General features: G+C 37.5%; 24 protein-coding genes and 1 pseudogene. 1 reads left to right on the top strand and 24 read right to left on the bottom strand.

Annotated elements, in window-relative coordinates; genetic code table 11:
- Nucleotides 1-43 precede the first annotated feature (43 nt).
- From Q7J67_04785 to Q7J67_04875, 19 genes and pseudogenes are all read right to left on the bottom strand, one after another.
- Complete coding sequence (locus Q7J67_04785) at nt 44-979, bottom strand: CsgG/HfaB family protein (protein ID MDO9464595.1); 936 nt, start codon at nt 977-979, stop codon at nt 44-46.
- A 436-nt stretch (nt 980-1,415) separates the two neighbouring features.
- On the bottom strand, nt 1,416-2,330 hold the full coding sequence (locus Q7J67_04790) for a tetratricopeptide repeat protein (GenBank protein MDO9464596.1): 915 nt from the start codon (nt 2,328-2,330) through the stop codon (nt 1,416-1,418).
- Between the two features lie 37 nt (nt 2,331-2,367).
- Nucleotides 2,368-3,864, bottom strand: a complete 1,497-nt coding sequence (locus Q7J67_04795) for a secretin N-terminal domain-containing protein (GenBank protein ID MDO9464597.1) — start codon at nt 3,862-3,864, stop codon at nt 2,368-2,370.
- A gap of 14 nt (nt 3,865-3,878) precedes the next feature.
- Nucleotides 3,879-4,367: a hypothetical protein gene (locus Q7J67_04800; protein ID MDO9464598.1), complete on the bottom strand. Its 489-nt coding sequence runs from the start codon at nt 4,365-4,367 to the stop codon at nt 3,879-3,881.
- Entirely contained in the window at nt 4,364-4,921 is a 558-nt protein-coding gene (gene pilO, locus Q7J67_04805) for a type 4a pilus biogenesis protein PilO (protein ID MDO9464599.1), read from the bottom strand. The genes Q7J67_04800 and pilO overlap by 4 nt, the downstream gene beginning before the upstream one ends.
- A gap of 29 nt (nt 4,922-4,950) precedes the next feature.
- Nucleotides 4,951-6,678, bottom strand: a complete 1,728-nt coding sequence (pilM, locus tag Q7J67_04810) for a pilus assembly protein PilM (protein MDO9464600.1) — start codon at nt 6,676-6,678, stop codon at nt 4,951-4,953.
- Entirely contained in the window at nt 6,675-6,878 is a 204-nt protein-coding gene (locus Q7J67_04815; protein MDO9464601.1) for a hypothetical protein, read from the bottom strand. Before Q7J67_04815 ends, pilM begins: the two co-directional genes overlap by 4 nt.
- 1 nt (nt 6,879) lies before the next feature.
- Nucleotides 6,880-7,530, bottom strand: coding sequence for a PilZ domain-containing protein (locus Q7J67_04820; protein MDO9464602.1), 651 nt, complete (start codon nt 7,528-7,530; stop codon nt 6,880-6,882).
- Nucleotides 7,531-7,651: 121 nt separating this feature from the next.
- Entirely contained in the window at nt 7,652-8,848 is a 1,197-nt protein-coding gene (locus Q7J67_04825; GenBank protein MDO9464603.1) for a GGDEF domain-containing protein, read from the bottom strand.
- Nucleotides 8,849-8,883: 35 nt separating this feature from the next.
- Nucleotides 8,884-9,510 (bottom strand): flagellar brake protein, encoded by a 627-nt coding sequence (locus tag Q7J67_04830; GenBank protein ID MDO9464604.1) that lies wholly within the window; start codon nt 9,508-9,510, stop codon nt 8,884-8,886.
- A gap of 114 nt (nt 9,511-9,624) precedes the next feature.
- Nucleotides 9,625-10,023 carry an aspartyl protease family protein gene (locus tag Q7J67_04835; GenBank protein ID MDO9464605.1) on the bottom strand — a complete coding sequence of 133 codons (399 nt, stop codon included), beginning with the start codon at nt 10,021-10,023 and terminating at the stop codon, nt 9,625-9,627.
- The gene (locus tag Q7J67_04840) at nt 10,020-10,235 is read right to left on the bottom strand and encodes a DUF5678 domain-containing protein (GenBank protein MDO9464606.1); all 216 of its coding nucleotides are present in this window, start codon (nt 10,233-10,235) and stop codon (nt 10,020-10,022) included. The genes Q7J67_04835 and Q7J67_04840 overlap by 4 nt, the downstream gene beginning before the upstream one ends.
- A pseudogene (locus tag Q7J67_04845) lies at nt 10,232-10,439 on the bottom strand (type II toxin-antitoxin system HicB family antitoxin). Before Q7J67_04845 ends, Q7J67_04840 begins: the two are co-directional and overlap by 4 nt.
- Nucleotides 10,440-10,665: 226 nt before the next feature.
- On the bottom strand, nt 10,666-11,049 hold the full coding sequence (locus tag Q7J67_04850) for a hypothetical protein (GenBank protein ID MDO9464607.1): 384 nt from the start codon (nt 11,047-11,049) through the stop codon (nt 10,666-10,668).
- 177 nt (nt 11,050-11,226) lie between these two features.
- Nucleotides 11,227-13,242: a hypothetical protein gene (locus Q7J67_04855; protein MDO9464608.1), complete on the bottom strand. Its 2,016-nt coding sequence runs from the start codon at nt 13,240-13,242 to the stop codon at nt 11,227-11,229.
- On the bottom strand, nt 13,239-13,787 hold the full coding sequence (locus Q7J67_04860) for a prepilin-type N-terminal cleavage/methylation domain-containing protein (GenBank protein ID MDO9464609.1): 549 nt from the start codon (nt 13,785-13,787) through the stop codon (nt 13,239-13,241). The genes Q7J67_04855 and Q7J67_04860 overlap by 4 nt, the downstream gene beginning before the upstream one ends.
- The gene (locus Q7J67_04865) at nt 13,787-14,314 is read right to left on the bottom strand and encodes a prepilin-type N-terminal cleavage/methylation domain-containing protein (GenBank protein ID MDO9464610.1); all 528 of its coding nucleotides are present in this window, start codon (nt 14,312-14,314) and stop codon (nt 13,787-13,789) included. The genes Q7J67_04860 and Q7J67_04865 overlap by 1 nt, the downstream gene beginning before the upstream one ends.
- 2 nt (nt 14,315-14,316) lie before the next feature.
- Nucleotides 14,317-14,868, bottom strand: a complete 552-nt coding sequence (locus Q7J67_04870; protein ID MDO9464611.1) for a type II secretion system protein — start codon at nt 14,866-14,868, stop codon at nt 14,317-14,319.
- 94 nt (nt 14,869-14,962) lie between these two features.
- Nucleotides 14,963-16,393, bottom strand: a complete 1,431-nt coding sequence (locus Q7J67_04875; protein MDO9464612.1) for an O-antigen ligase family protein — start codon at nt 16,391-16,393, stop codon at nt 14,963-14,965.
- Between the two features lie 55 nt (nt 16,394-16,448).
- Here Q7J67_04875 and Q7J67_04880 point away from each other — a divergent pair, with 55 nt between their 5' ends.
- Nucleotides 16,449-16,598: a hypothetical protein gene (locus tag Q7J67_04880; protein ID MDO9464613.1), complete on the top strand. Its 150-nt coding sequence runs from the start codon at nt 16,449-16,451 to the stop codon at nt 16,596-16,598.
- A 112-nt stretch (nt 16,599-16,710) separates the two neighbouring features.
- Here Q7J67_04880 and Q7J67_04885 read toward each other — a convergent pair whose 3' ends face one another.
- The 5 genes from Q7J67_04885 to Q7J67_04905 are packed head-to-tail and all read right to left on the bottom strand — an operon-like array spanning nt 16,711 to nt 21,767.
- Nucleotides 16,711-17,796, bottom strand: a complete 1,086-nt coding sequence (locus Q7J67_04885; protein MDO9464614.1) for a glycosyltransferase family 4 protein — start codon at nt 17,794-17,796, stop codon at nt 16,711-16,713.
- Nucleotides 17,793-18,725 carry a glycosyltransferase family 2 protein gene (locus tag Q7J67_04890; protein ID MDO9464615.1) on the bottom strand — a complete coding sequence of 311 codons (933 nt, stop codon included), beginning with the start codon at nt 18,723-18,725 and terminating at the stop codon, nt 17,793-17,795. The genes Q7J67_04885 and Q7J67_04890 overlap by 4 nt, the downstream gene beginning before the upstream one ends.
- A 6-nt stretch (nt 18,726-18,731) precedes the next feature.
- The gene (locus Q7J67_04895; GenBank protein ID MDO9464616.1) at nt 18,732-19,697 is read right to left on the bottom strand and encodes a glycosyltransferase family 2 protein; all 966 of its coding nucleotides are present in this window, start codon (nt 19,695-19,697) and stop codon (nt 18,732-18,734) included.
- A 14-nt stretch (nt 19,698-19,711) separates the two neighbouring features.
- On the bottom strand, nt 19,712-20,638 hold the full coding sequence (locus Q7J67_04900) for a glycosyltransferase (protein MDO9464617.1): 927 nt from the start codon (nt 20,636-20,638) through the stop codon (nt 19,712-19,714).
- On the bottom strand, nt 20,631-21,767 hold the full coding sequence (locus Q7J67_04905) for a radical SAM protein (GenBank protein ID MDO9464618.1): 1,137 nt from the start codon (nt 21,765-21,767) through the stop codon (nt 20,631-20,633). Before Q7J67_04905 ends, Q7J67_04900 begins: the two co-directional genes overlap by 8 nt.
- Between the last annotated feature and the right edge of the window lie 151 nt (nt 21,768-21,918).

Below are 21,918 nucleotides of genomic sequence, written 5' to 3' on the forward strand. Positions count from 1 at the left end.
CCCTTAATATAGACTGCAGAGGTCAAGAGTTTTAATGCTTGACTTATTGAACCTTTGTCCCGCATTTTGGGCAAAACTTAGCTCCCGGCTTAAGAGATACGCCACATTTCGAACATGTTACGCCCTGAATTTTCTTCCCGCATTCTGGACAGAATACAGTGCCAGGAGATACTTCAGCGTTACAATATGGACACTCTTCAAGAGTAGCCTGTGGAATTGATGCGCCACAACCCGGACAGAATTTTATTCCTGCTTTGACCTGAGTCCCGCATTTTGGACAAGCAACCATCACAGTGCCAGCATCCAGCAAATTCTGACAATGCGACTGAACCTTTAACACAATATCATCAATAGCTTTCTGCGTTGCTTCTCCCATAGGAGTCTTCTTAAAACCACCAAAACTTACTCCCAAACTCTTTGCACCAGGCAGAGGTATGGCAGCTCCCAGGCTTAACCCTCTTCTTTTTGCTTCTCCACTGAACCTGAGTGTCTGCATTTCTGAAGTCTCAGCATTTACAATCTTTATTATTCCAGCAACTATTGCAGTTTTAGTTTTTGCTCCAACTGAATATCCGCCAAAGCTCACCCCTCCACCCATGCCCTTCTGTGAATACTCGAACACTGTAATTACCCCATTAAGAATTATCTGAGCTCCTTTAATCTTTCCAATTTTTGCCCCTGTTTTTTTGCTTACTCTTCCGCTTGCCCCAAGATCCTGCTCACTAATTATATCCTTCACATCTATTCTGCTCATAACGGAAAACTGCCCGGTCTCTGTTAATGCACTTTCCAGCATATCAGCCATTCCGGTTCCCATACTTAACTCAGATTTCCTCCAATAATTAGTTCCTGGAGCATCTTTTGCAGTGAATTTACTTACAGCAACACGCACCTTTTCCGCACATACAGGACTTGAAAACGAGACAGCAACAAATAATAAAGCCAAGATAACAACCAATGACTTTTCTACGCACTTCATACCAAAATTTCTCCTTTTCAATTATTAATATTATAGATTATATATAACATTGTATCATGATTTTTGTCAAGCCCATATACTGCGGGCACTCCCTAAATATGAGATAAAACTTACACTAATTTTTGTATTAATTATTACATGAGGATCAAGAACGCCCTGAGAAATAAAGAATAGGACAATAAGCGCTTTTTTAAGAATCACGTCTTAGCTAATACATAGGCAGTAAAGAATAAAAAAAAGCTCACAAGAATCAGACATACGCCTATTCCCACACGCAGCTTAATTACAGTTTTATCTACTGAAAAAATACGATTAAAAAAGGTAGATAAGCTTAAAAGAACAAAGGGCAGAAGGAGCAAAAGAATGGAAAAAACTAAGCACAAAACACCTATTCCTATCAAAATTATGTTCATCCGTTACTTTTCTTAATATTCAGCTATTTTTTATTTTGAATCCTAAGAATCCACTCTTTTACCAAGGATACATCTTTTGCGTTTGGAGAAAATTTTATATACTGCTGATAATAATGGACCGCCTTTTTATTATTTCTCAGATGATCATCATAAAGAATTCCCATGTTGTAATGCACAGCGGAATTATTTGGGTCAAAAGAGAGGACTTTCATATACTCCTTTTCTGCCTCCTCATAACGATCTGTTTTCTGATAAACCAAAGCTAATTTGTAATGCATAGCTATGCATTCTTTCCGCAGCCGACGTTCATCTCCCCTTTTTTCTCCCTCAGCTATCTGTTTTAAAAGCATTGCTTGCTCCAATTTTTTTTGGGAATTAGAAACTTCTCCCTGTACTTCAGCAAGTTTTTTATTAAGTTCATGGATAGTCTCAGTTTGGGTGGTTAACTGTTGTCTAAAATTCTTTATCTCTTCTTCTTTTCTCGCAAGGGTATCTCCCATTTTAGTTTCTAACTGTTGTATCTGGTTTTCCAAAGTTTCTTTCTCTCCAGTTACTTTAACCATTCTTTTTTCAAGTCTATCTTTATCTTTTCTTAATTCTTTTACTTCTTCCTCCCACCGGTTTTTTTCTTCATTCAGTTTTCTCTGTTTCGCCTCTAAAACTGCATAGTCTTTGTCCAAGGCCTCATTTGTTTTCTCTAACTTCTTATTCTCTTTCTCTAAGAGAAGAATGGCTTTTTCTTTTTCCTCTGATTGAGTTTCCACAGATTCAATGTAAGTTTCCAACCATTTTGATCTCTGTTGACTTCTTTCTATTTCTTCTTTCAATTCCTTTGTCGCTGTCGCGCCCTCCTGTTTCTGGTCTGAGAAGGCTGTTCCTATGGGCTTAAGACCCATAAGTAAAAACACAACCATCAAACCCACTGTCCTTTTCTTCATAATTTTATCTCCCATGTTTTTACCCCTTTTCTATACTTCATCTATTCATTTCCTCCTTCAATTTCTTAGGTCTCAGACCAAACTCTTTCTTCAACTTTTTAGAAGTTTCTTCCATGCTGGCTCTTTCTCCTTCCGTAAGCTGGGGAGTATCCATTATTGTTGGTGTAATGAAGATAAGCAGTTCGGTTTTCTCAGTTACTTTTCTTTCTCTCTTGAAAAGCCATCCCAAAATCGGAATGTCGCCAATGAGAGGGACTTTATAGCGTGTTACGGTTTCCTTATTCTTTATAAGTCCGCCAATTACAATCGTCTCCCCGCTGTTGATAGTTATATTCGTATCAAGCTCCCTTGTTGTGATTCGCTTTACTGTTAACCCAGTGCTGCCTGTAACGTTATCTCCAAGTTCAGTTACTGCAGGATGAATTGACATATTAACCCTGTCGCCTTCCCATATTATAGGAACAACCTTTAATGTTATGCCGATAGGCTCATAGTGGGCAAGCGATTCACTTGTAACATTTCCATCCGCCGAAATATCGGTTGTCAGTATCGGATATTTCTCTCCTACAAGAATTGTAGCTTCATGCCCATTAAGAACCAGTATTTTAGGATTTGAGAGGACATTTGCCTTGCCCTTCTCTTCTAATGCGTTAATAACTGCTTCAAACCTTGGAGATTCCAGTCGTTTGTATGTAGCTGTAAGTCCTGTAAAACCTGTTGATGGGACTGTTACAGTTCCACCTTCTACCACTCCTCTTAATGTCTCTCCAAAATCTCCATAACGAATGTCCCCTACCGCAGTTCCTAGCGAGTTAAGAGTTTTCCAGTCAATCCCTATATCCCTTGTTAGGTCATGGCTTACCTCTACAATCAAGGTTTGAATAAGAACTTGTTTTGGAAGCTTATCAAGTTCTTCAACAAGTTGTCTTATCTTCGTGAGATACTCAGGAAAATCTCTCACTATAAGCATTCTTGAAAATTCTTCCCTCTTGTTAGCGGTTCTCGGGACAACTCCCATACTTCCTTCGCCGCTGCTTATTCCTCCAACCGGCCAGCCGCTGCGTATAGTGCTGTAGTAAACAGTTGTATTCCCTTTTGATGAGAGACACTTTTTAATAGTTTTTTCAATCTCTTCTGCGTTTACATATTTCAGATGAAAAATCTCGGTAGTTGTTCCAAGAATCGCTTCGTCTTCTGCCGCTTTCAAAGATTTCAATCTTTCTAAGCTGCCTACTTCAATAATATTGCCTCTCTTCAAGTATCCAAAATCTTCTGTCCCCAAAATAACCCTAAGAGCGTTCTCTAATCTTACCTCCGTAAGATGCACAGTTACTTCGCCCTTTACCTCCTCACTTACAATGATATTAAGATTATGCTGTTCTGCCAGAACCCGAAGTACATCTCTAATTTCGGCATTATCAAAATCTAAGCTGATTAAGAGCTCTTCCTCTGAATGTAATATTCCATTCCCTGAAGGAAATAGAAAAAAAACAACTAATAGTAGAACAAAAAATTTACGAATCCTTTTATTCATTTTTCTCAACCTCTTTATTCTTGTGTAAGTATAAGTTCCTTTCCGTCCTTTGTCAAAACAACTCTATTTTTCTGAATACTGATAACTTTATATTCTCCAACTATATCGCCTTCTTTTACTATTTTATCACCAATTAGCGCCATAGGAGTCTTTCCTTTCCACGCTATACCTTTAAGAACAAGAGAAGCAATATGATGTCCTTTCGTCTGCATTTCTTTTCCTTCTGAAACTTCAGCTGAAGGAAAGAATGGGTCTCTTCCATATTGTTCAGAAGCTTTTGCTTTTTGAAGTTCAATAATTTCCTTCAGTTCAGGAGTAACTTTGGATGGCAGGATAACCTCTTCCTTCTTTTCTTTCTTTTGTTTTTCAACAGAAACTATACTCTTCCCTTCTTTTGCGGGAGATGTTTTCTTTTTTGCTTTTCCTACTTGATTAATAACAACAAATACCAAAACACCCACTAGAATGGCAGTCATTATTAACTCTTTAGTAGTTTTACTCATTTCCCCGATTCATCTGTGGATAGAAAATAACTGCTCATTACCAGGCGAACCATGAGATAAGGAGCTATTTTCTCATCCTTTTCAATTTTTAGGTCCTGTACTTTAAATAAGAGCGGTAATTTACTAACGCTCCCCAGGTAGTTAGCTAAGGCAAGGTAAGTAAAATGAGCAATAATTTCAATATCCATTCTGCCTATTTCCCCTTCCTCTGTTTTTTCTTTTATATCCGGGGTTAAAGAGACTAATTTTATGTCCAATTTATTAAGCTCTCTGCTCAATTGATTAACAATCTCAGGAATATTTACTGTATCCGGCAATTTTTTATTAAGAGAAGAAAAGCTGCTTTTAGCTTCCTCTATTTTTTGATATATTATAGGCAAAGTTGTTACTTCCTTCCGAGCTTTTTCCAATTTATTTTGAACAGACTCTAAATCCTTCCTCAATTCATTCAACTTTTTGTTCCCTGGTAAAAAACCAAAAAAGAAAAATAGAATTAAAGCAATTAATATTACTCCTAAAACTATAAAACTTTTCTCCTGAGAACCAATTCTCATAAAATATCCCTATTAGAATTTCTCATAAGTTAGTATACTATTTTACAATTCAGCTCAAAATCTGCTTTTCCTGTTTCCATATTCTTTAGAAAAGATAACATCTCCACCTGAGAGAAAAATGGAGAAGTTCTAAGTTGGATCAAAAATTCAGCCAAAGGGAACTGTTCAATGGAAGCAGAAGAAACAATGCTTCCCTTCATGAACAATTTCATTACTTCCTTAGAAGAAGTGTCTAGCGATATAGAACTTAATACTATACCTTCAGGAATAAGTCGGGATACTTCTTTCAAAACTCCTTCCCAAATGGGCTGCTTTCCTGCCTTAAGAAAAACATTCTTCATCATATCCACTTTTTTTTGCCAATTTTGCAGTTCGTCCAATGCGCCTAATTTCTCCTCAACAGGAGCTAAATATGCTTTGCTGTTCTTAATCAATTCGTGTTGTTGTTTTATTTTTGCTGAGACCAATCCATAAAGAGAGAACAAAGCAAGAGCAAATGAAATAATTGCTATGGTAATACCTGTTTTTATACTGGAAAGTTTATAAGTAAGTTTAAGTTGGGGAGGGAGAAGATTAATCTCTTTTTCCTTATCCAAAGCTGCTCCAAGAGCAAAGATTAAATCAGGACCGATCTTTTCTAGGTTTTTTTTCTGTTCAGGAGGCAATTCCAGAGAAAGATTTTTCAAAGGATTAAAGTGAATTATTTCTGAGTTTAAGCTTTTACTTAAGAATTCATCTAACCCCTTAAGATTAGAACCGCCACCGCATAAGTATATTCTATCCACTTTAGTATTGGACTCTCTCTCATAAAAAGTAAAGGACCGATTTACTTCTCTTAAAAACCGTTCCGAGAAAGGTCTCATCATAGCGGAAATTTGAGAGAAAGGAATATCTCCTTCAATCTCCTTTTTATCCTCTTCTCCAATTATTCCATAGTCTTTCTTTATAGCTTCTGCCTGTGTATAAGATAGTGTCTTTTTCCCTTCCTTTGTAATTATAGGTCTTAGTAAGGATTTAGTTATATCATCCCCTCCCATATATACTTCTCTTGTGAGCTGGAACTTGTTTCCTTTAAAAAAATTCATAGTAGTGACTCTACCCCCCACATTCATAAAGACTGCCACTTCCTTTTCATCCATTATTTTACTAATTTTCAGCAGGTTCTGGAGAAGATATCCAACTGTATTGCAACTAACAGGAATAAGTTTTGCCTTTTGCAAGGTATCAACTTTTTCTTCTATTACTTCCTGAGGGCTGACTACTCCTATGATCCTGCATTCATTACTTCCAGGTAAGGGAGTAGAACTAAAATCATAGAAACTAGTTTTAAAATCAAAACTAGTTTCTTTCTTTAACCTCATTACAATCGCCCCTTCTAAATCTTTGCCAGAAAGGGTGGATGGCAAGGTGAATGAAGAAACATTAATCTGCTGAGGACCATTAACGAAAAAATTTACATTTTTACCTTCAAATTTACCATCTTTCAACATAGATGGCAGGGTTTGAATGATAAAACGTGAGACTTCTTCCTTATTCGCTCTTATTTCCTGAGGAATTTCTTTATAGGCTGCTCCTGTAAGACGAGATCCTCTAAATTGAGCAATTTTTATACTAAAAAACCCAATATCTAAACCTAAAAAGAGAGGTGTTAAAGTAAACCTCGTTAGAGATTTATTCCGTAAGCTTGTCGTATAGGGCAGGAAAAACTCTTTATAAATCTTCGTGCTACGTTGAGCTAAAATCTCCAATGGAGTCACAATCTTAACCCTCTGTAGAGAATGAATGCTCCTAATAAAAATAAGATTATTCCTGCCATTCTACGATAAATAAAAGCTCTTTCATCTGAGAAAAGAAGGCGATTGCCTAAATTGTTGGCTTTTTGAAGCATACCAGGGGAAAACACAAAAAGTAATCCTAAAAGAAAAAAGACTCCTCCCCATACAACGCATGCTGTCATATTACCATTTCCTTTGGAGCTGCTCAAGTTCCAGAATATAACTTATAATAATATTCCAGTTGGCTTGATTTATAGAAACAAATTCAAAAGCAACCTGATATTTGCCATCTACTTCTTTTAATCGAACTACCTTCCCTTTTACTATTAGTGTCTCTTTCGTTGATAGAATAAAAAGTGTTAATTCCAACTCATCTCCCATCTTTATCTCATCCTTTGAAAAAGGAGAAACAGAAACTCCGCCTTCACTTATATCTACGCTCCATTTACTCTTTTCCTCTCCATTTTTCCACCGACACCTTATTGGAATCACTGTCTCGTAGCGAAAATGCTTTCTCCTTTTCTCCCATCCAAATTTTGCTTCCTTTACAGAAAAGCTTATAAGAGGCACAGAAACTTCATTATAGCGCACTATAGAAGCATCAATTACTGGAAGGCCTTTTTCAGTATCAAAATGGCTCATTAATGATATTCTTAGCTTTGTGCCAGGGGAAAGCGAAGAAGAAATTTCCTCTTCATAAGAGCCCTCTACTTTTAGCAGATCTGACGTTACATCTTTTATCTTTGAGACAAATACATAGCGTTTTTGTCCACTAGAAACAAATACTTTTACCTTTTCTCCCGGCTTTAAGAATTTTATCTCCTCAGGGAACATAATACCTCCCGCCTAAAGCTCAAAGTGCAAAAGTTAAAAGAAAACAAATTTTCTTATCTAATCTTTTACTTTTACTTTTTACTTTTTACTTTATTTACTATACCTAAAACTTTCAGAAAAATCAAGCACTAACCCGATTACGTCCAGCTTTCTTTGCGCGGTAGAGCGCCTTGTCTGCGGCTTTGACCACCTGCTGTGGACTCTTATGGCGACCATTTTGTTCAGCCACCCCAATGCTGATGGTAATGGAGACTCCCTTTCGGGAGTTTTTCATGGCTTTTGAGCTTTGCGATTTAGCACGGGAGCGACTGCGACTGCGGATGAGAAAGTTCGACAATTGGAGCTCTTTTCTTAATTGCTCCAGGTGCGGTATAACTTCGTCCACAAATTTACCAGGGAAAATTATAGTGAATTCTTCTCCTCCGTAGCGAAATGCTTGGCCGCCTCCGCTCACTTTAGACAGCTTTGAGGCAACCATGTGCAATACCTGATCCCCCACATCATGTCCATACCGATCGTTAAACTTCTTAAAATAGTCAATATCAAGCATTGAAACTGTGTAGCCCTCCTCAATCTCAAGTTTGAGGAGGGCCTCGTCCAGGGCTTGCCGCGCAGGCAGGCCTGTCAATTTATCTTTAAAAGCCATACTGTGGGAAGTTTCAATTACTGAAACAACCAAAATAAGACTAGCTGTAGTAAGGTACATTGTGGAATGATATTCAACCCAGCCATTGCTTAAGGCAAAAAAAGTCGATATCAATGCCCAGAAAAAGCCGCTTTCAATAGCATCCCGGTGCATAATAAAGCGAATAACAATAATGATGAATGCTGCTCCAAAAGTGAACAGAGCCGGCTGGGACATGGATGTGCGGCTGAAGAGATGAGTATCAATTATTGAATATTCGAGATAGGCGCAAATATCAAAATAATGGTAACGACAGATGTGAACGACAACCGATGCCTGTAAGAGAATCAGACTCATACGCCATAGACCGCGTATAGTCACAATTCCTCGCTCCTTTATCAAAGAGAATACAGCAAGATTCAGCGGCAACAGAATGCTTGCAGCGTTATAAATAATTCGTCCTAGTCCCATCGATACCTCACTGCCAGAAACAAAGTGAAACAGCGAGCTATCAGCTAAAGCCAAAAAAAGAATAGGGAAAATTAATCTGCTTCTATTGAAACGCCAGCCAATCAATATCCCTGTGCCCAAAACTACATATGAATAGACATTAACAACCGCAGGCAGCGACTCAGCCAGCATGTCCAGGTGTACAAAGACCATCGCTATCAGGAATAGAAGACCACCTGGCATAAAAAATGAGAAGAGAGCTTTTATAATCACAGATATTATGTAATATAACCTATAAGAGTATTCCAACTGGCTTGGTCCATAGAAACAAACTCAAAAGCTGCTTGATATTTGTCGTCCCCTATTGGATCTAAGCGAGTTACTTTCCCTTTTGCTTTTACTATCTCTTTCCCTGAGGGAATAAAAAGATTTAATTGAAAAATATTTCCTATTTTTATCTCATTCTCCAAGAAGCTAGAAAGAAGAATTCCTTTTTCACTTATATTCGTGCTCCATTTACTCTTTTCCTCACCAGTTTCCCATCGGCATCTTACAGGAATCGTTGCTTTATACCTGGAATATTTTCTCTTTTTTTCCCATCCAAGCGTAGCCTCCTTTGTAGAAAAACTTATAAGAGGCAGAGGAGTTTCACTATAATGTGTTACAGAAGTATCAATTACTGGAAGACCTTTTTCTGTATCAAAATGCGACATTAAGGATATTTTTAGCTTTGTGCCAGGGGTAATTAAAGAAGATATCTCTTCTTCATAAGGTCCTTCTACTTTCCCCAAATTTGAAGTTACATCCTTTATCCTTGAAATAAATACATAGCGTTTTTCCCCACTGTGAATAAATATTCTCACTTTTTCTCCTGGTCTTAAAAAACCTATCTCTCCGGGGAACATAATACCTCTCGCTTTGCTTGAGCAAACCACAAAATCCGAAATCCTCCCGAAAGCATTCGGGACGAAATCCTAAACAAATCCAAAATCTTAATTTTCAAAATTCTAAACCTGTGTTTATCCATTTTCTAAATTTTCCACAGTAACTTTCTGAGTTCTTTCGGCAAAGCTGATTACAAAAGGAAGAAAAAAATTATCCCTACCTAACAGATTAAATGAGACTGTAAATTCATAAGAAAAAACAATTTTGCAGGGAAAAGTTTTCTCTCCTAATTTCAATGGCAGAGTATGAACATGTCCAAGTATTCTTCCTCCAATACCTTCTAAGTAAATTGACTTTCCTTTTTCAATCTCTATTCCTAAATAATCGGCTATTTCTGTTCGGAAGATGGAGAACGTTGCTCCTGAATCGACTAACGCTTTAACAACTAAAGATCTTTTTCTGCCTTTTAATTCTACATCTATCACAGGAAAAGACTGTTTACCTTTTTTTAAATAAGAAAATTCTTGTTTCATAGTATGAGAATATAGGGACCTTCTTCCCTGCGTGGTACTAACAGAACAGATGGTTTTTTCTTAAATGAACGACTTCTCATGCTTCTCATCAAATCTTCAAGCGCCTTGCTATGCCCCACAATTTTATTTTCATAAAAAGCTACCCACTCACCAGCAAACCGTTCTAAATCAGTACATCCCCCCTTTTTCTCTAATAAAATCTTATCTTTCATCCGGAAAACGTCCCTTCTGTCATTGCGAGCGTTAGCGAAGCAATCTCATCCTGTCTGTTGAATTCCAGAGCTTCTTTCAATGTTATAGCGAGATTTTTCATCAATTCACCATGCGTATGTCCTTGGCAATTTACGCCTGGCACTTCTTCTATCCAGCCAATCGTCATCTTTTTTTGTTATTGCCGTGTATTTGTTTTCTCTCATAGCTAAAACCCTCCTATTCCATTTTTGCTTTCCAATTTTGAGTTTTTATTATACTTAAAACTTTTATAAAATCAAACACATTGTGCTTTAGAGTTTCCCCAAATTTTAACAGATTTGGGGACCAATTACAGGGAGGATTATCTATTCCCACTTCCTAACTTCCACAACTTACTGATATTACTAATGTTACGCTTCCTACTATCAAAAAAATGGGGAAACTCAAGGATCATTCATCTATTGTCTCTGCTTTAGCATATATATTTTTTGGAGTCTTCTTGTAATACTTAAACAGAGCTGGACATAACCAGCCTTCCATTTTTAAACTATCTGAATAATACCAATTCCCATCATTTTCTTTTCTTAACCATGTTAATTTTATTTGATAACTTGGAAATGGATTAACTGAAAACAATAATCTAAACCCATTTTTAGCATTTGGAATATCCTTTGTAATCTGATTAATTATTTCGGGTATCCCCGCGACAAATGGTTCTTGATATAAATTCACTCTTTTATCGTCAAAGACCCATGTTCCATTATGCCAATATGGCTTTATTATTAATATTGCGTTATCGGGTGCATCTAGATTTTTCTGTTTATATGAAAATATTATAAACACGATTGCAATACTTATTAATAAAATAACTAAATATCTCAAGTAATCCTCCTTTTATTCTTGTCGAACAACTAATATGCAAACTTTGTATTTTCCGTTTTTTATACAATAAAACTTGGTTATTAAGATAATTCTGCGATTATGTACTTTGTACCTCGAATTTAATCTCTTTTAATCCTTCACTTCCTTCCATGTATAGCTAAAACTGACTGCGCCGGGAACAGCATTGGGGTCATTCTGCTGCCAGGGGAGATCGCCTCGGAAAGCTTCAGTATCTTTCTCTATTTCTAAATTGGTCAAAGGGCTGTCCGGGGTGAGAGTTAGCCCACGTCTTGTTGCTAAGTTTCCCGTAATTTTAAGATTACTGCTTTCGGGAACTCCGAATTTATCATCCGCGTAAATACAGCTATATACATCTGTTGCTCCAGCAGGTTTAATATAGATTTGTTTGGCAAAATAGCATCCATCATCTGTGGTAACATATAGATTATACCACCAGTATTCAGTAGTAAGAGCGGGAAGATCAAAGTTACAGGTAATATATGTTCCATCATTGATCTCATTTTCCTGTTCTCCTGAAAGATCTTCAACTTCTTGCCGTGGATAGTCGCTTATTTCAATGATATCTATAGCGGCACCTGAATTTTTAGTATAAATCTTAAGATAGATGGTCCCTTCATTCTCAAACTCACTTGTCTCCTGAGTAAAACCAGCATCCTCATAACATCTAATAGAATGTTGTGGTTCGGAAGGGCTACCGTTAATAAAGTAGGCATAAACCTGATTTCTCAACTGGGTTCTATTACTTCTTCGGCAAATCTGCACCCGGAAGTAGTACCAGTCATTTCCATCGGGCGGTGGTGGCAAACTACTGGTATGAAACGTATAGGAAAAGAGATCCCCACTTGGTGTTCCTATATAGACATCGTTATAATAGGATAGGTCATGGTTAGCAATGGTTATCCAACCGTATGCTGAACGCCAGTCTCCAGGATTACGTTGATAAGTGATAGTAATATTCTCATTATTAAAAATAAATGTATCTTCTCCCGCGCTATCCTCAATATTCAATATTCTATCATCTTCATAATAAGGGGGTTCAATAAGCTCTTCCTGATAACTTACATCCCCAAAAGACACTAAAGCCAAAGTACATCTATCTCTCCAGAGTCCTATTATCCCACTATGAGGTTCAATATAGCCATTGATAGTCATGTTTCCCCCGGCTACAATAGTCCCTACCCCGGCAGCATAATTATTCCCGAAAATCTGCGGTCCTCTATAGATGACATTTCCAATAGTTACATTACCTTCGGCAAATATCAAAGTAGCTGTCCCGCTGAGGATGGAATTCAGCGGAAGATCTCCTGTAATAGTAAAGTCACCAAGATGATAATTCCCCTGCGCTTGCGCTCTTTGCCTATAGTAGTCTTTAGTCTCCTCCCCCATATAAGGAGGCAGAATTACACCAGTATCGGCATAGGCTCCATCTCTCCAAGGGGTGCCAGTCCAGCCGGATGCATCTATTTGATTAGCTGAATAAACAGTGCCAGCCACTACCTGTCCACTGCCATTTAAAAACGTAATTGTTTCATTGGAATGGACATCAGCATCGCCGTCATTATCTTCGGTTGTAGAAAGAGTATAACTGCTTCCGTCAAAAACTAATGGGGAATCGGCAATAACATCTTGTGAGTCAGTATACAAAGCATAACTATAAATTGGATGAGTGCTTTCATTAATATCATAAATCCCTTCCATTTCTACTATTCTCTGTGCCCGGAAATTAGTTTCTTGAGGCACATAACCCTTGGAAGTAACTATTATTCCTGTATCACTCTCTACTTTTACCCGCCAGGTGCCCCTGCCCAGAGTTTGTTCCGGAGTCCAATCTGTAGCCCATAAATTATCCTGTGTATTAAGATACCAGACAGCATACTGCCTGCCGGCTTCAGCAATCTGCAGAGCCTGCTGAGACGCTAAAAAATTGACCTTGCCAGCGCTTTGAGTGGAAAAAAGCGGACATATCACAAGTCCCAGAAGAGAGAAAAGAATCAGAACAAAAACAGCCATAACTGCAGCTACGCCTCGGTTGTTTCCAGAAGGCAGAAGGCAGAGGGCAGAAGGCAGAAAATTTTCAGCTTTTGAGTTTTGCGTTTTGCATTTTGCGTTTTGAGTTTTTTTCATAGGTTCCTGGGATAGACTTGAGACTGCAGCGCTATCTCTTCATCGCCCTTTTTAATAGTAAGGTTTATCTGGATTCTTTTAATATTAGTCTCCTCTTCCTCCGGGGTAGCAGGGTCATTCACTACTGGAGGATTGCCGTCACTGGTAGTATACTGAAAAGTTAGACTGGTCAAGTCAGTTGCCAATTCATCGCTATTTCGCAGAAGAGAACCGCCGGAGCGTCTGAAATTGATTAGGTTATAATAAGCATCTTCAAATTCTATTTCTTCGCTATCAGCTTTATAAATGCTATAGACATCTTCAATCTGCCTGATCTCTCTGGACATTCTTCCCATAGCTAACTCCCCATCAGATAAAATAACCTCTCTTACAGTTACGAAACTGTACACGTTCATCACTTGCAATAACAGCATCGCAGTGATACCCGCTATTATGCCTGTTATTACAATTACCATGATAAGCTCAATTATGGTAAATCCTTTTTTATCAACAGTCAGAATTTCTTTAAATTTTTGACTTTTGACTTTTGACTTTTGACTTTTCATTAGTATCCTTGCATTACTGTAACCAATTCTATATCTCCTGTCTGACTGTGGCTAATCATTACAATAATCTTCTTGAAATCGGTAGGACCTGTTACTTCTATATTTAAATCTCCAGGTTCAACATAATAGACATCTACAGAACTGCTGTAATTTGGATAGCCGCTAATGGGATCTTCACTATATCCCTTAAAATCATCAACATCATCATAATCATCTCTGGTTGCTTCTTCAGGACCTAATGTTACTGTCCACGGAGGATCCGTGTTCTCGTCGTATCTTTTACTCTCTATTTCTTCAATTAAATCCTGGCCTAAAAGAGTAGCCGTGGGGACAAACTGTCCTTCAGCGCTCTTAGCGACTACATTGCTAAACATAATAAGAAGGGGCAGCATAGCTATGGAAAGGACTACTATTACTATAATTATCTCTATTAGAGTCATTCCTCTCTTAATAAACCACAGACCATAGACCATAGACCATAGACCACAGTGTTTTTTATTTTTCACTTTGCCTTTTGCGATTTTCATTTCTATTTAACCATTTCTGTTTTGCCCGTGTTGGGAGTTACCTGTATAGAAATTTGCTCACCACTACATTTTAGCACCACCTCGCCAGTTACTGTCAATGGCGTATCTGATGCATCAGAAGGTGTACCAAAGCAGTCAAATCTTACTTCATTTCCGCCTGTAAAGTTAGCTGAGTAAAGATCAACCCCTTCAAAATGTTCATCATCATAATCCACAATTAAAGAAGATCCGGGACGATGGGGATCTTCTACCGGGGTATCTGCACCGTCCTGATATACTGTGTATTTCTCCTGAGCGGGTTCAAACAAAATTCCATGTATCTGGTGTTTGGACATAGCCAGCTTTTGAGCGTATTTTATATCAGAAACCAGTTTTTGCCCTGCCCCATCAAGCTTAAATGAATGAATGCCTCCAATTTTTGGTATTAGAACTACCGCTAAAATAGAAACAATTAAAATCACCATAATTAACTCAATCACTGTAAAGCCATGGCAGCCTATGGCTGCAATTTTTAATTTTAAATTTTTAATTATTTTCTCCATTCTAATCGCCACTCTTTCCTTGCCCCTCCAACTCATCCCCTTACCCTTCTCTTCCAAGAGAAGGGATAGCCCTTTCCCTCTCTTCTCAAGAGAGGGTCAGGGTGAGTTAAATATTATCTTCTCGCCTTTCTAATTTTTCAAGCAGTTTGTGCGCCGCCTCTTTATCCAGCCCCAAGTCTTTATAAAGTATACCCAGCTTAAAACCGAGCCTGTCCTGAGAGGGATTGAGTTTTTTTGCCCTCTCAAGATAGTTTACAGCCCTAATTTTATCGTTTGCAGAACCGCTTTTGTATAATATATCAGCTAAGAGCTCATAATTAATCGCTTCATAGGGATTTGACTTAATGGCTTTATGAAACGCCGATTTAGCGCTTTCCGCATCTTCCAGCTTAAAATAAGTTTTTCCTAAGTTAGTCCACACATTAGAATTCAAAGAACTTAATCTGCCTGCTTTTTTGAAACTTTCTAAAGCTGTGAGAAAATCGCCCTTTTTGGACTGTATCAGTCCTTTCTCGTTATAAATCTGCCCCTGATAAGGAAGGCTGCTAACCCAGACAAGCAGAAGAAATACAATCCCAAGACTCGGATAAAGAAATTTCTTGCTTGAAGCAGAAATCTCGAGAGTTTTTACCCCTAAGGAGCTTTCTTTGCCAACAAAAGCAAAATACAGATAAAGAACTACCATTAGCGCAGGAATATATATATTGAATTCCAAAAAACTGTGTAGAAAGAAACAGACTGAGCCCATTCCTATACCAATAAAGACAGGCTCTTTTCCTCTTTTTTTGAAAATAATATTAAAGAGGAGATAGAGATAAAAGAAGATTAGATAGATAAAAGCCCCCAGCCCTAATATCCCTGCTTCAGAAAGAAGCTGCAGATAATCATTGTGGGCAAAATGGTGAGTGCAGGATTTGAAACTAGAGTGTTTATACTTGGGATAAATTTGATAGAAAGTTTGGATTCCGGTTCCGAAAGGAAAACTTCCTTTAATGATTTTAAAGCCGCTTTGCCAGTATTTGAAACGCGCCTGAACACTTGAGACTTTATAAGGGGACAGGAGGCTTTTTGTTCTACTGGCAAGCCCAGAGTTCCTAAATGTTTGATCATAAGTAAAAAGCAGACCTAAAGAGAGTACTAAAACCAGTAAAGAAATGATGAGCCATTTCCATTTTAGGTATTTAATAACCAGAGGAATAAAAATTAAGAAACTTAAGAGAAAAGCTAACCAGCTGCTGCGAGCGCCTGTCAATAAAAGAACCAGAAAATTGAATCCTCCTAACCAAAAGAAAAACTTTTTTTCTTTGCCCAAACTTATGGCCAAAGGTACGCTGAGAAGAAGATAACAGGCGAAATTATTGTGATAGGCAAATACAGAATCAACCGCAGGAACTCTCTCTAGAAAATATTCTATTAGTCCGTATATACTCAAAATAGTAACCCAGATAACCAAAACCTTAAAAATTAAAAGAAATTTAGAAGTAGAAAGAGTATTCAGAGCTGCTAAGAAGATAAGAAGGTAAGAGAAAATTCTCATAATCTCAGTGAGACTGGAATAAGGGTAAATGGAGTAAAAAAAGGACGAGCCAATAATGAATAATAAAAGTAACAGCGGAATATACAGAGGTGTAATAACAAAGGAAATCCTGCTGTTTTTGAGCCCTCTTAAAAGTGAGAAGAAAAAAAGAGTTAAAGAAAGAAGTAATGTTAAGGTAAGTATCTTTAAATCCAGGAATCCATAATCAAACGGGGTAATTATGATTATGAGGATTAAAACATATTGTATAATTCTTTCCATAATTCTATTTCTATTGTTTGATCGTAAATAGAAACTGCTTTCACTTTTTTATTCTCTCATGAACTTAAATAAACTTTCTCCAAAACAGCCTTTAACTTGGAAGTATTTACCTTGAGAGAGTAAAAATTTTCAACTGTATTTCGGCCTTCCTTTCCCATCTTTTGCCTGAGAGTCGGGTCCTCAATGAGCAAGGATAACTTTTCAATCCATTCATCATTAGAATCCGCTAGAAATCCATTGATTCCATCCTTGATAATTTTGCCATTTTCTCCGATGCGGGAAGCAACTGCAGGCACGCCTACTCCCATGTATTGTAAGATCTTACAACCACATTTCCCTCGAGTCCATACATCGTCTGTTAGGGGCATTATTCCAATATCAAAATCCTGCAGTTCCTTGACCTCGGAATGCAGATTCCAATCACGGCTATCCACCTCGACATCATCGATTTTAAAACCGTTGGCACCAATGATGCGTATGGTAATATTATATCTCTGGGAAAGCACCTTAAAAACTGTCCTCAACTGGTCAAGGTAGATGCTAGTGGTAGGATTTCCCATCCAGCCGATGACAATGTTTTTGTTATTATCATTTTTATAGTCTCTCACAGCATATCGGTCGGTATCTATTACGGTTGGAATTACTGAAACATTGCTATTATAATTTAAGATATAATCCCTGAGGTAATTATTGCCCGCAATAACATGTCTACTCATCTTTAGGATCCGTGGAATGGCATTATAACGCAATCTGTAAAGGGTGCTTCGCTTGCGGCGCGGCGGCAAATAGAAGAGGCTTTCATCAATATCGAAGATTAGTTTTTTATTCAAATGAGAAATTATCGTTTCAATGACGGGAAAGGTCTGAGGCAGCACACACTTTTGCACGAAGATAATGTCATATCCGTTAAGAGAGCTCAGTTCCCTGAGTCGTTTTAGGAAGACTAGACCGTGATAGGGAATTTTTTTAAGGAGACTCTCGGTGAAATATGCTTTTGAGAAATGTTTGGAAGGTATGCCAGGGCTCACGGTGCATTCAATGCCTTCTTGCTCCAGAAACCTTAAGTACTGATAGACCAGGTATCTACTGGCTGCTCCAAGCTCTGCGGTCTGTGTTAAGAATAGGACTCGCATTTTTCTCATCGAATAGCCTCTCTAAAAACCGCTAAACAGGCCTTCAATTTCTGCCTTGCTTCTAATTGCTCCCTGCTCAATAGATAGAGAATAGAAAAGATAAATGTTCTTAGGAGCAGTCCATATACAATCAGAAACCTTAATAAGATTACCGAGGTCTGCCCATAATGCTTCCGAAAGAACTTAATCAGGCTGCGATACATTTCCATCAAGTTAATGCCTCTATCCTGGTTGCAGCTGGCTCCCCCATAATGAATTATTTGCGCCTGGGGGAGAAAAAACACCTTCCAGCTTCGCTTTTTCATCCGGTAGCACCAGTCAACCTCTTCATAATAGATAAAAAATTGCTCATCTAGAAGCCCAACTTGCTCAATGGCTTCCCTCCTTACCATTAGAGCCGACCCCATTGGTTGGTCAACTTCCCAAATATCACCGTGATCCCAATATCCCATCCTATATTCACCAATAACCCTATTTTTAGGAAAGATCCTATTTAATAAAGTCTCTTCAAATAATGTCGTTAGAAGCGTAGGAAAGCTTCTGCAGGAAGGCTGTAAGCTCCCATCTGGATTTAGCAACTTAGGGCCACATGCGCCAGCTTCAGTATGTTCATCCATGAATTCTACCATAATATCTAAAGCATTGGGTAAAACAATGGTGTCCGGATTTAACATTAATACATATCTTCCTCTACTTTGTTTTATTGCTTGATTATTAGCTCTAGCAAATCCTAAATTCTCTTTATTTTTTATTATTTTAACTTGAGGAAATTCGTTCTCGAGCACTTCCATGCTTTTGTCAGAAGAAGAATTATCTACTACAAACACCTCAAGTTTTAACTTACAACTTTTGTAAATGGAATTTAGGCAATCTTTCAAAAACCCTTCAGCATTCCAATTAACTATTACAATTGAGAGAACTTGCGTCGTAATGTCCATATCAATTTAAGAGAACCAATGTCTCATATCTACTGCAGAAACCACTCTTCTCTCCTGAATTAATCTACGCCGGGAAATGGCATACGGTAACAGCCTTAAGAGTCGGCTTATGGCCCGGAATCGATAAGGTCGCAGACAAAGAGTGTTTACGAGCTGTTTTATTTCAAACATAGCAAGATGAAATAAATCGTGGAGACAGTTACTCACTATGTCATTCTTTATCATGGTCAAATACCTGTTCCTGAAAAGTAGGTAGTCCATGGTTCTCGAGCTAGCTCGATGGGGCAACTCATCGGGAAAACTACCCCCAATATGATATCCAACCGCGACCGGGGTATAGATACACTTCCAGCCAAAAAGTTGACTCCTCCAGCTCAAATCAGCATCTTCAAAATACATGAAATAGGCTTCATCAAAATACTCTCCGCCGATTTTAATATCGTCCAACATTTCTCTCCTACAAAGGCAAGCAGTCGCAGGAACTCCGAAGACATATAAGCGCGTGTCATATTGACCACGGTCGGCTTCACCTGAGCCAAGGTTAAGAAAATTTCTGTTCTTTCCAATCTGTATGCCAGCTGAATCGATGATGTTTGTAAATGTTCCATCCAGCTTCATCCGCAGCAGTTTCCCACAGGATGAGCCAATTTTATTACTACTCTCAACAGCTTTAACAAGCTCGCTTACATATGTCGGCTTTAGATAGACATCTGCATTGAGAAGCATTATGTATTCTCCCTTAGCCAGCGCAAAGCCACGATTGTTGCCCTTACAGAAACCCTCATTAACAGAATTTCTTACCACTACAGTAGCAGGGTAGTTCATCGTAACAAATTCTACTGATCCATCAGACGATGCATTATCAATGAGAATTACCTCAATCTTTTCGTAAGTTTGTTGATATACAGAATCCAAACATCTTTTTAAAAAGCTCACGTCCCTATTGACAATGATAACAGACACAAAATTCATTTTTTGATAGTTTATTATTTAAGTGTTTTACTCCTTGCTCCACAGATATTTCCCAGCAGGCCGCTAAACCTTAAAATAAAAGTTATGACTCCTTCTTTTAAAACCCTAGCAGGTTTGTAGCCTCTTTGCAAAGCATAAATTGTCTGATGTATTATTTGGAGGAAAATATTAAAGGGGGAAAATAAAATCGAATATAAAATACCTTTCCTTGTTCTTGGGTTACCTTTGATATAGTTGAACATTCTTGCGCATTTGAGATGATAGATAAAAAATTCCATTGGAGTATAATTGTGAGAGTGAAATACCATAGAGCTTGGTTCATATATTATTGTATATCCTTCTTCTAGCATTTTTTTTGACCAATCTTGATCTTCCGCTAAAACTAATCTTTCGTCAAATGGCTCTTTCTCCCAGATTCTTTTTTTTATTGCGCAACTCACAGTAGAAAATTGGATTAAATCGTTAATAAAAAGGTTGATCTCATCTTTTGAAACATTCTTAAGTTGCTTTATCATTTTTATTGGTGGCATTCCATTAAAGAGGTCTAGCTTCATATATAAGTGGCAATTTTCTCTGGGAAGATGTCTGCTATATACTCCAGCCACTTTATCATTATTTTTGAAGTTTCCAATCAGAGATGAAAGCCAATATTCGTCTTTAGGGATAGCATCACCATTTAGAAAAACCAGATATTGTCCACTGGCTAAACTAGCGCCAAGATTTCTTGTTTTTCCATGGCCGAATTCTTCGGGTTTGATTTGGATAAGTGTGACCTTCGAAAATTTTTTGATTATTTCTACAGTTTTATCAGTTGAACTGTCATCTATAACCATGACTTCAAAAGGGAAAGAAGTTCTCTGTTTGAAAACCGTTGTGAGAGTATCAAATATATTTTCTTCCGCATTTTTAGTTAGAATGATTATGGAGACTTTTTCACACATATTTAATAATTTTCTTAATCCACCCTACGAGTATTTTCCCCAAAAAAGTTTTTTTAATGCGTTCCTTCCAAAACATTAGTTGCTTGTTTTCTAAGAAAATTCGGCTTAGGCGTATATTTACCTTCCCATAATGCATTGAGTCTAACAGAGCCTGATTTAAAAATTTATAGTCAACCCCCTTTATTTTTGCCTCACCTGGATTTCTTCTATAACTGTCATGGTTAGCAATCAAAGATAAATTATTTTCAATGCAATATGTATATAAATCACTTCCAGGATGCGGTGTATAGTACGCTGGGCTACAATGAGCGGGCTTAATCTTCTTAATCATTCTCACTGTATCCATCATTTCTTTCTTGGTCTCAGTGGGAATACCCATCATATAATTGGCCCAAATTTTTATTCCATATTTCTTACACATTTCAGCAGCTTTATAATTCTGTTCAACAGTAGTTCCTTTTCGTAAAAAATTTAATATTCTTTGGTTTCCGCTTTCAAACCCGATAATAAACATTGCTAGTCCTGAGTCCCTCATTTGCTTTACCAAATTTTCATTTTTACAAATGATGTCTGCTCTGGTTTGACAGTAGAAAGGCTGGTTAAATCCATTATTTTTATATTTTTCACAGAATTCATTTATCCATTTTTTATCTTCTGTCAAACAGTCATCATGGATTAAAAAACTCTTGAATCCATATCTTTTTTTTAAGATTTTCAGTTCTTCAACTACATTGTCAACTGACCTTCGTCGAACTTTTTTCCCAAAAAGAATTTTTTCTGAAGGCTGGCAGAAACTACAATTATATATACATCCTCTTCCCGCAATAATAGTGGAAAAAGGGCTGGGGAAGTCTTCTATGCAAGGTTTTTCAAAACCTTCATAAAGCTCTCTATCTATAAAAGGAAGTTTATCAAGCTCCGGCTTGATTCCTTGAATAATCCTTTTTCTATTTTTGCCTTCTTGAATATTTTTTAATAGATTAGTAAAACTTATTTCTCCTTCACCAAGCATGATATAATCAATTTTTGAGTTGGAAGCTACTTCATCCAACATCAAACTAGGATGTGGTCCCCCCACTACTATTTTAATCTCCGGATTAACTTTTTTAATAATGTCAATACATCGCATGTTGGAGTTTCCCCATTTTTTTGATAATAAGAAGTATAACGTTAGTAATATCAGTAAGTTAAGGAAGTTAGGAAGTGGAAATAGAGAATCCTCCCTGTGATTGGTACCCAAATCTGTTAAAATTTGGGGAATCTCTAAAAACCAAAACAAG

It is taken from the genome of bacterium (assembly GCA_030652805.1).
In the GTDB taxonomy this organism is placed as follows: domain Bacteria; phylum JAHJDO01; class JAHJDO01; order JAHJDO01; family JAHJDO01; genus JAHJDO01.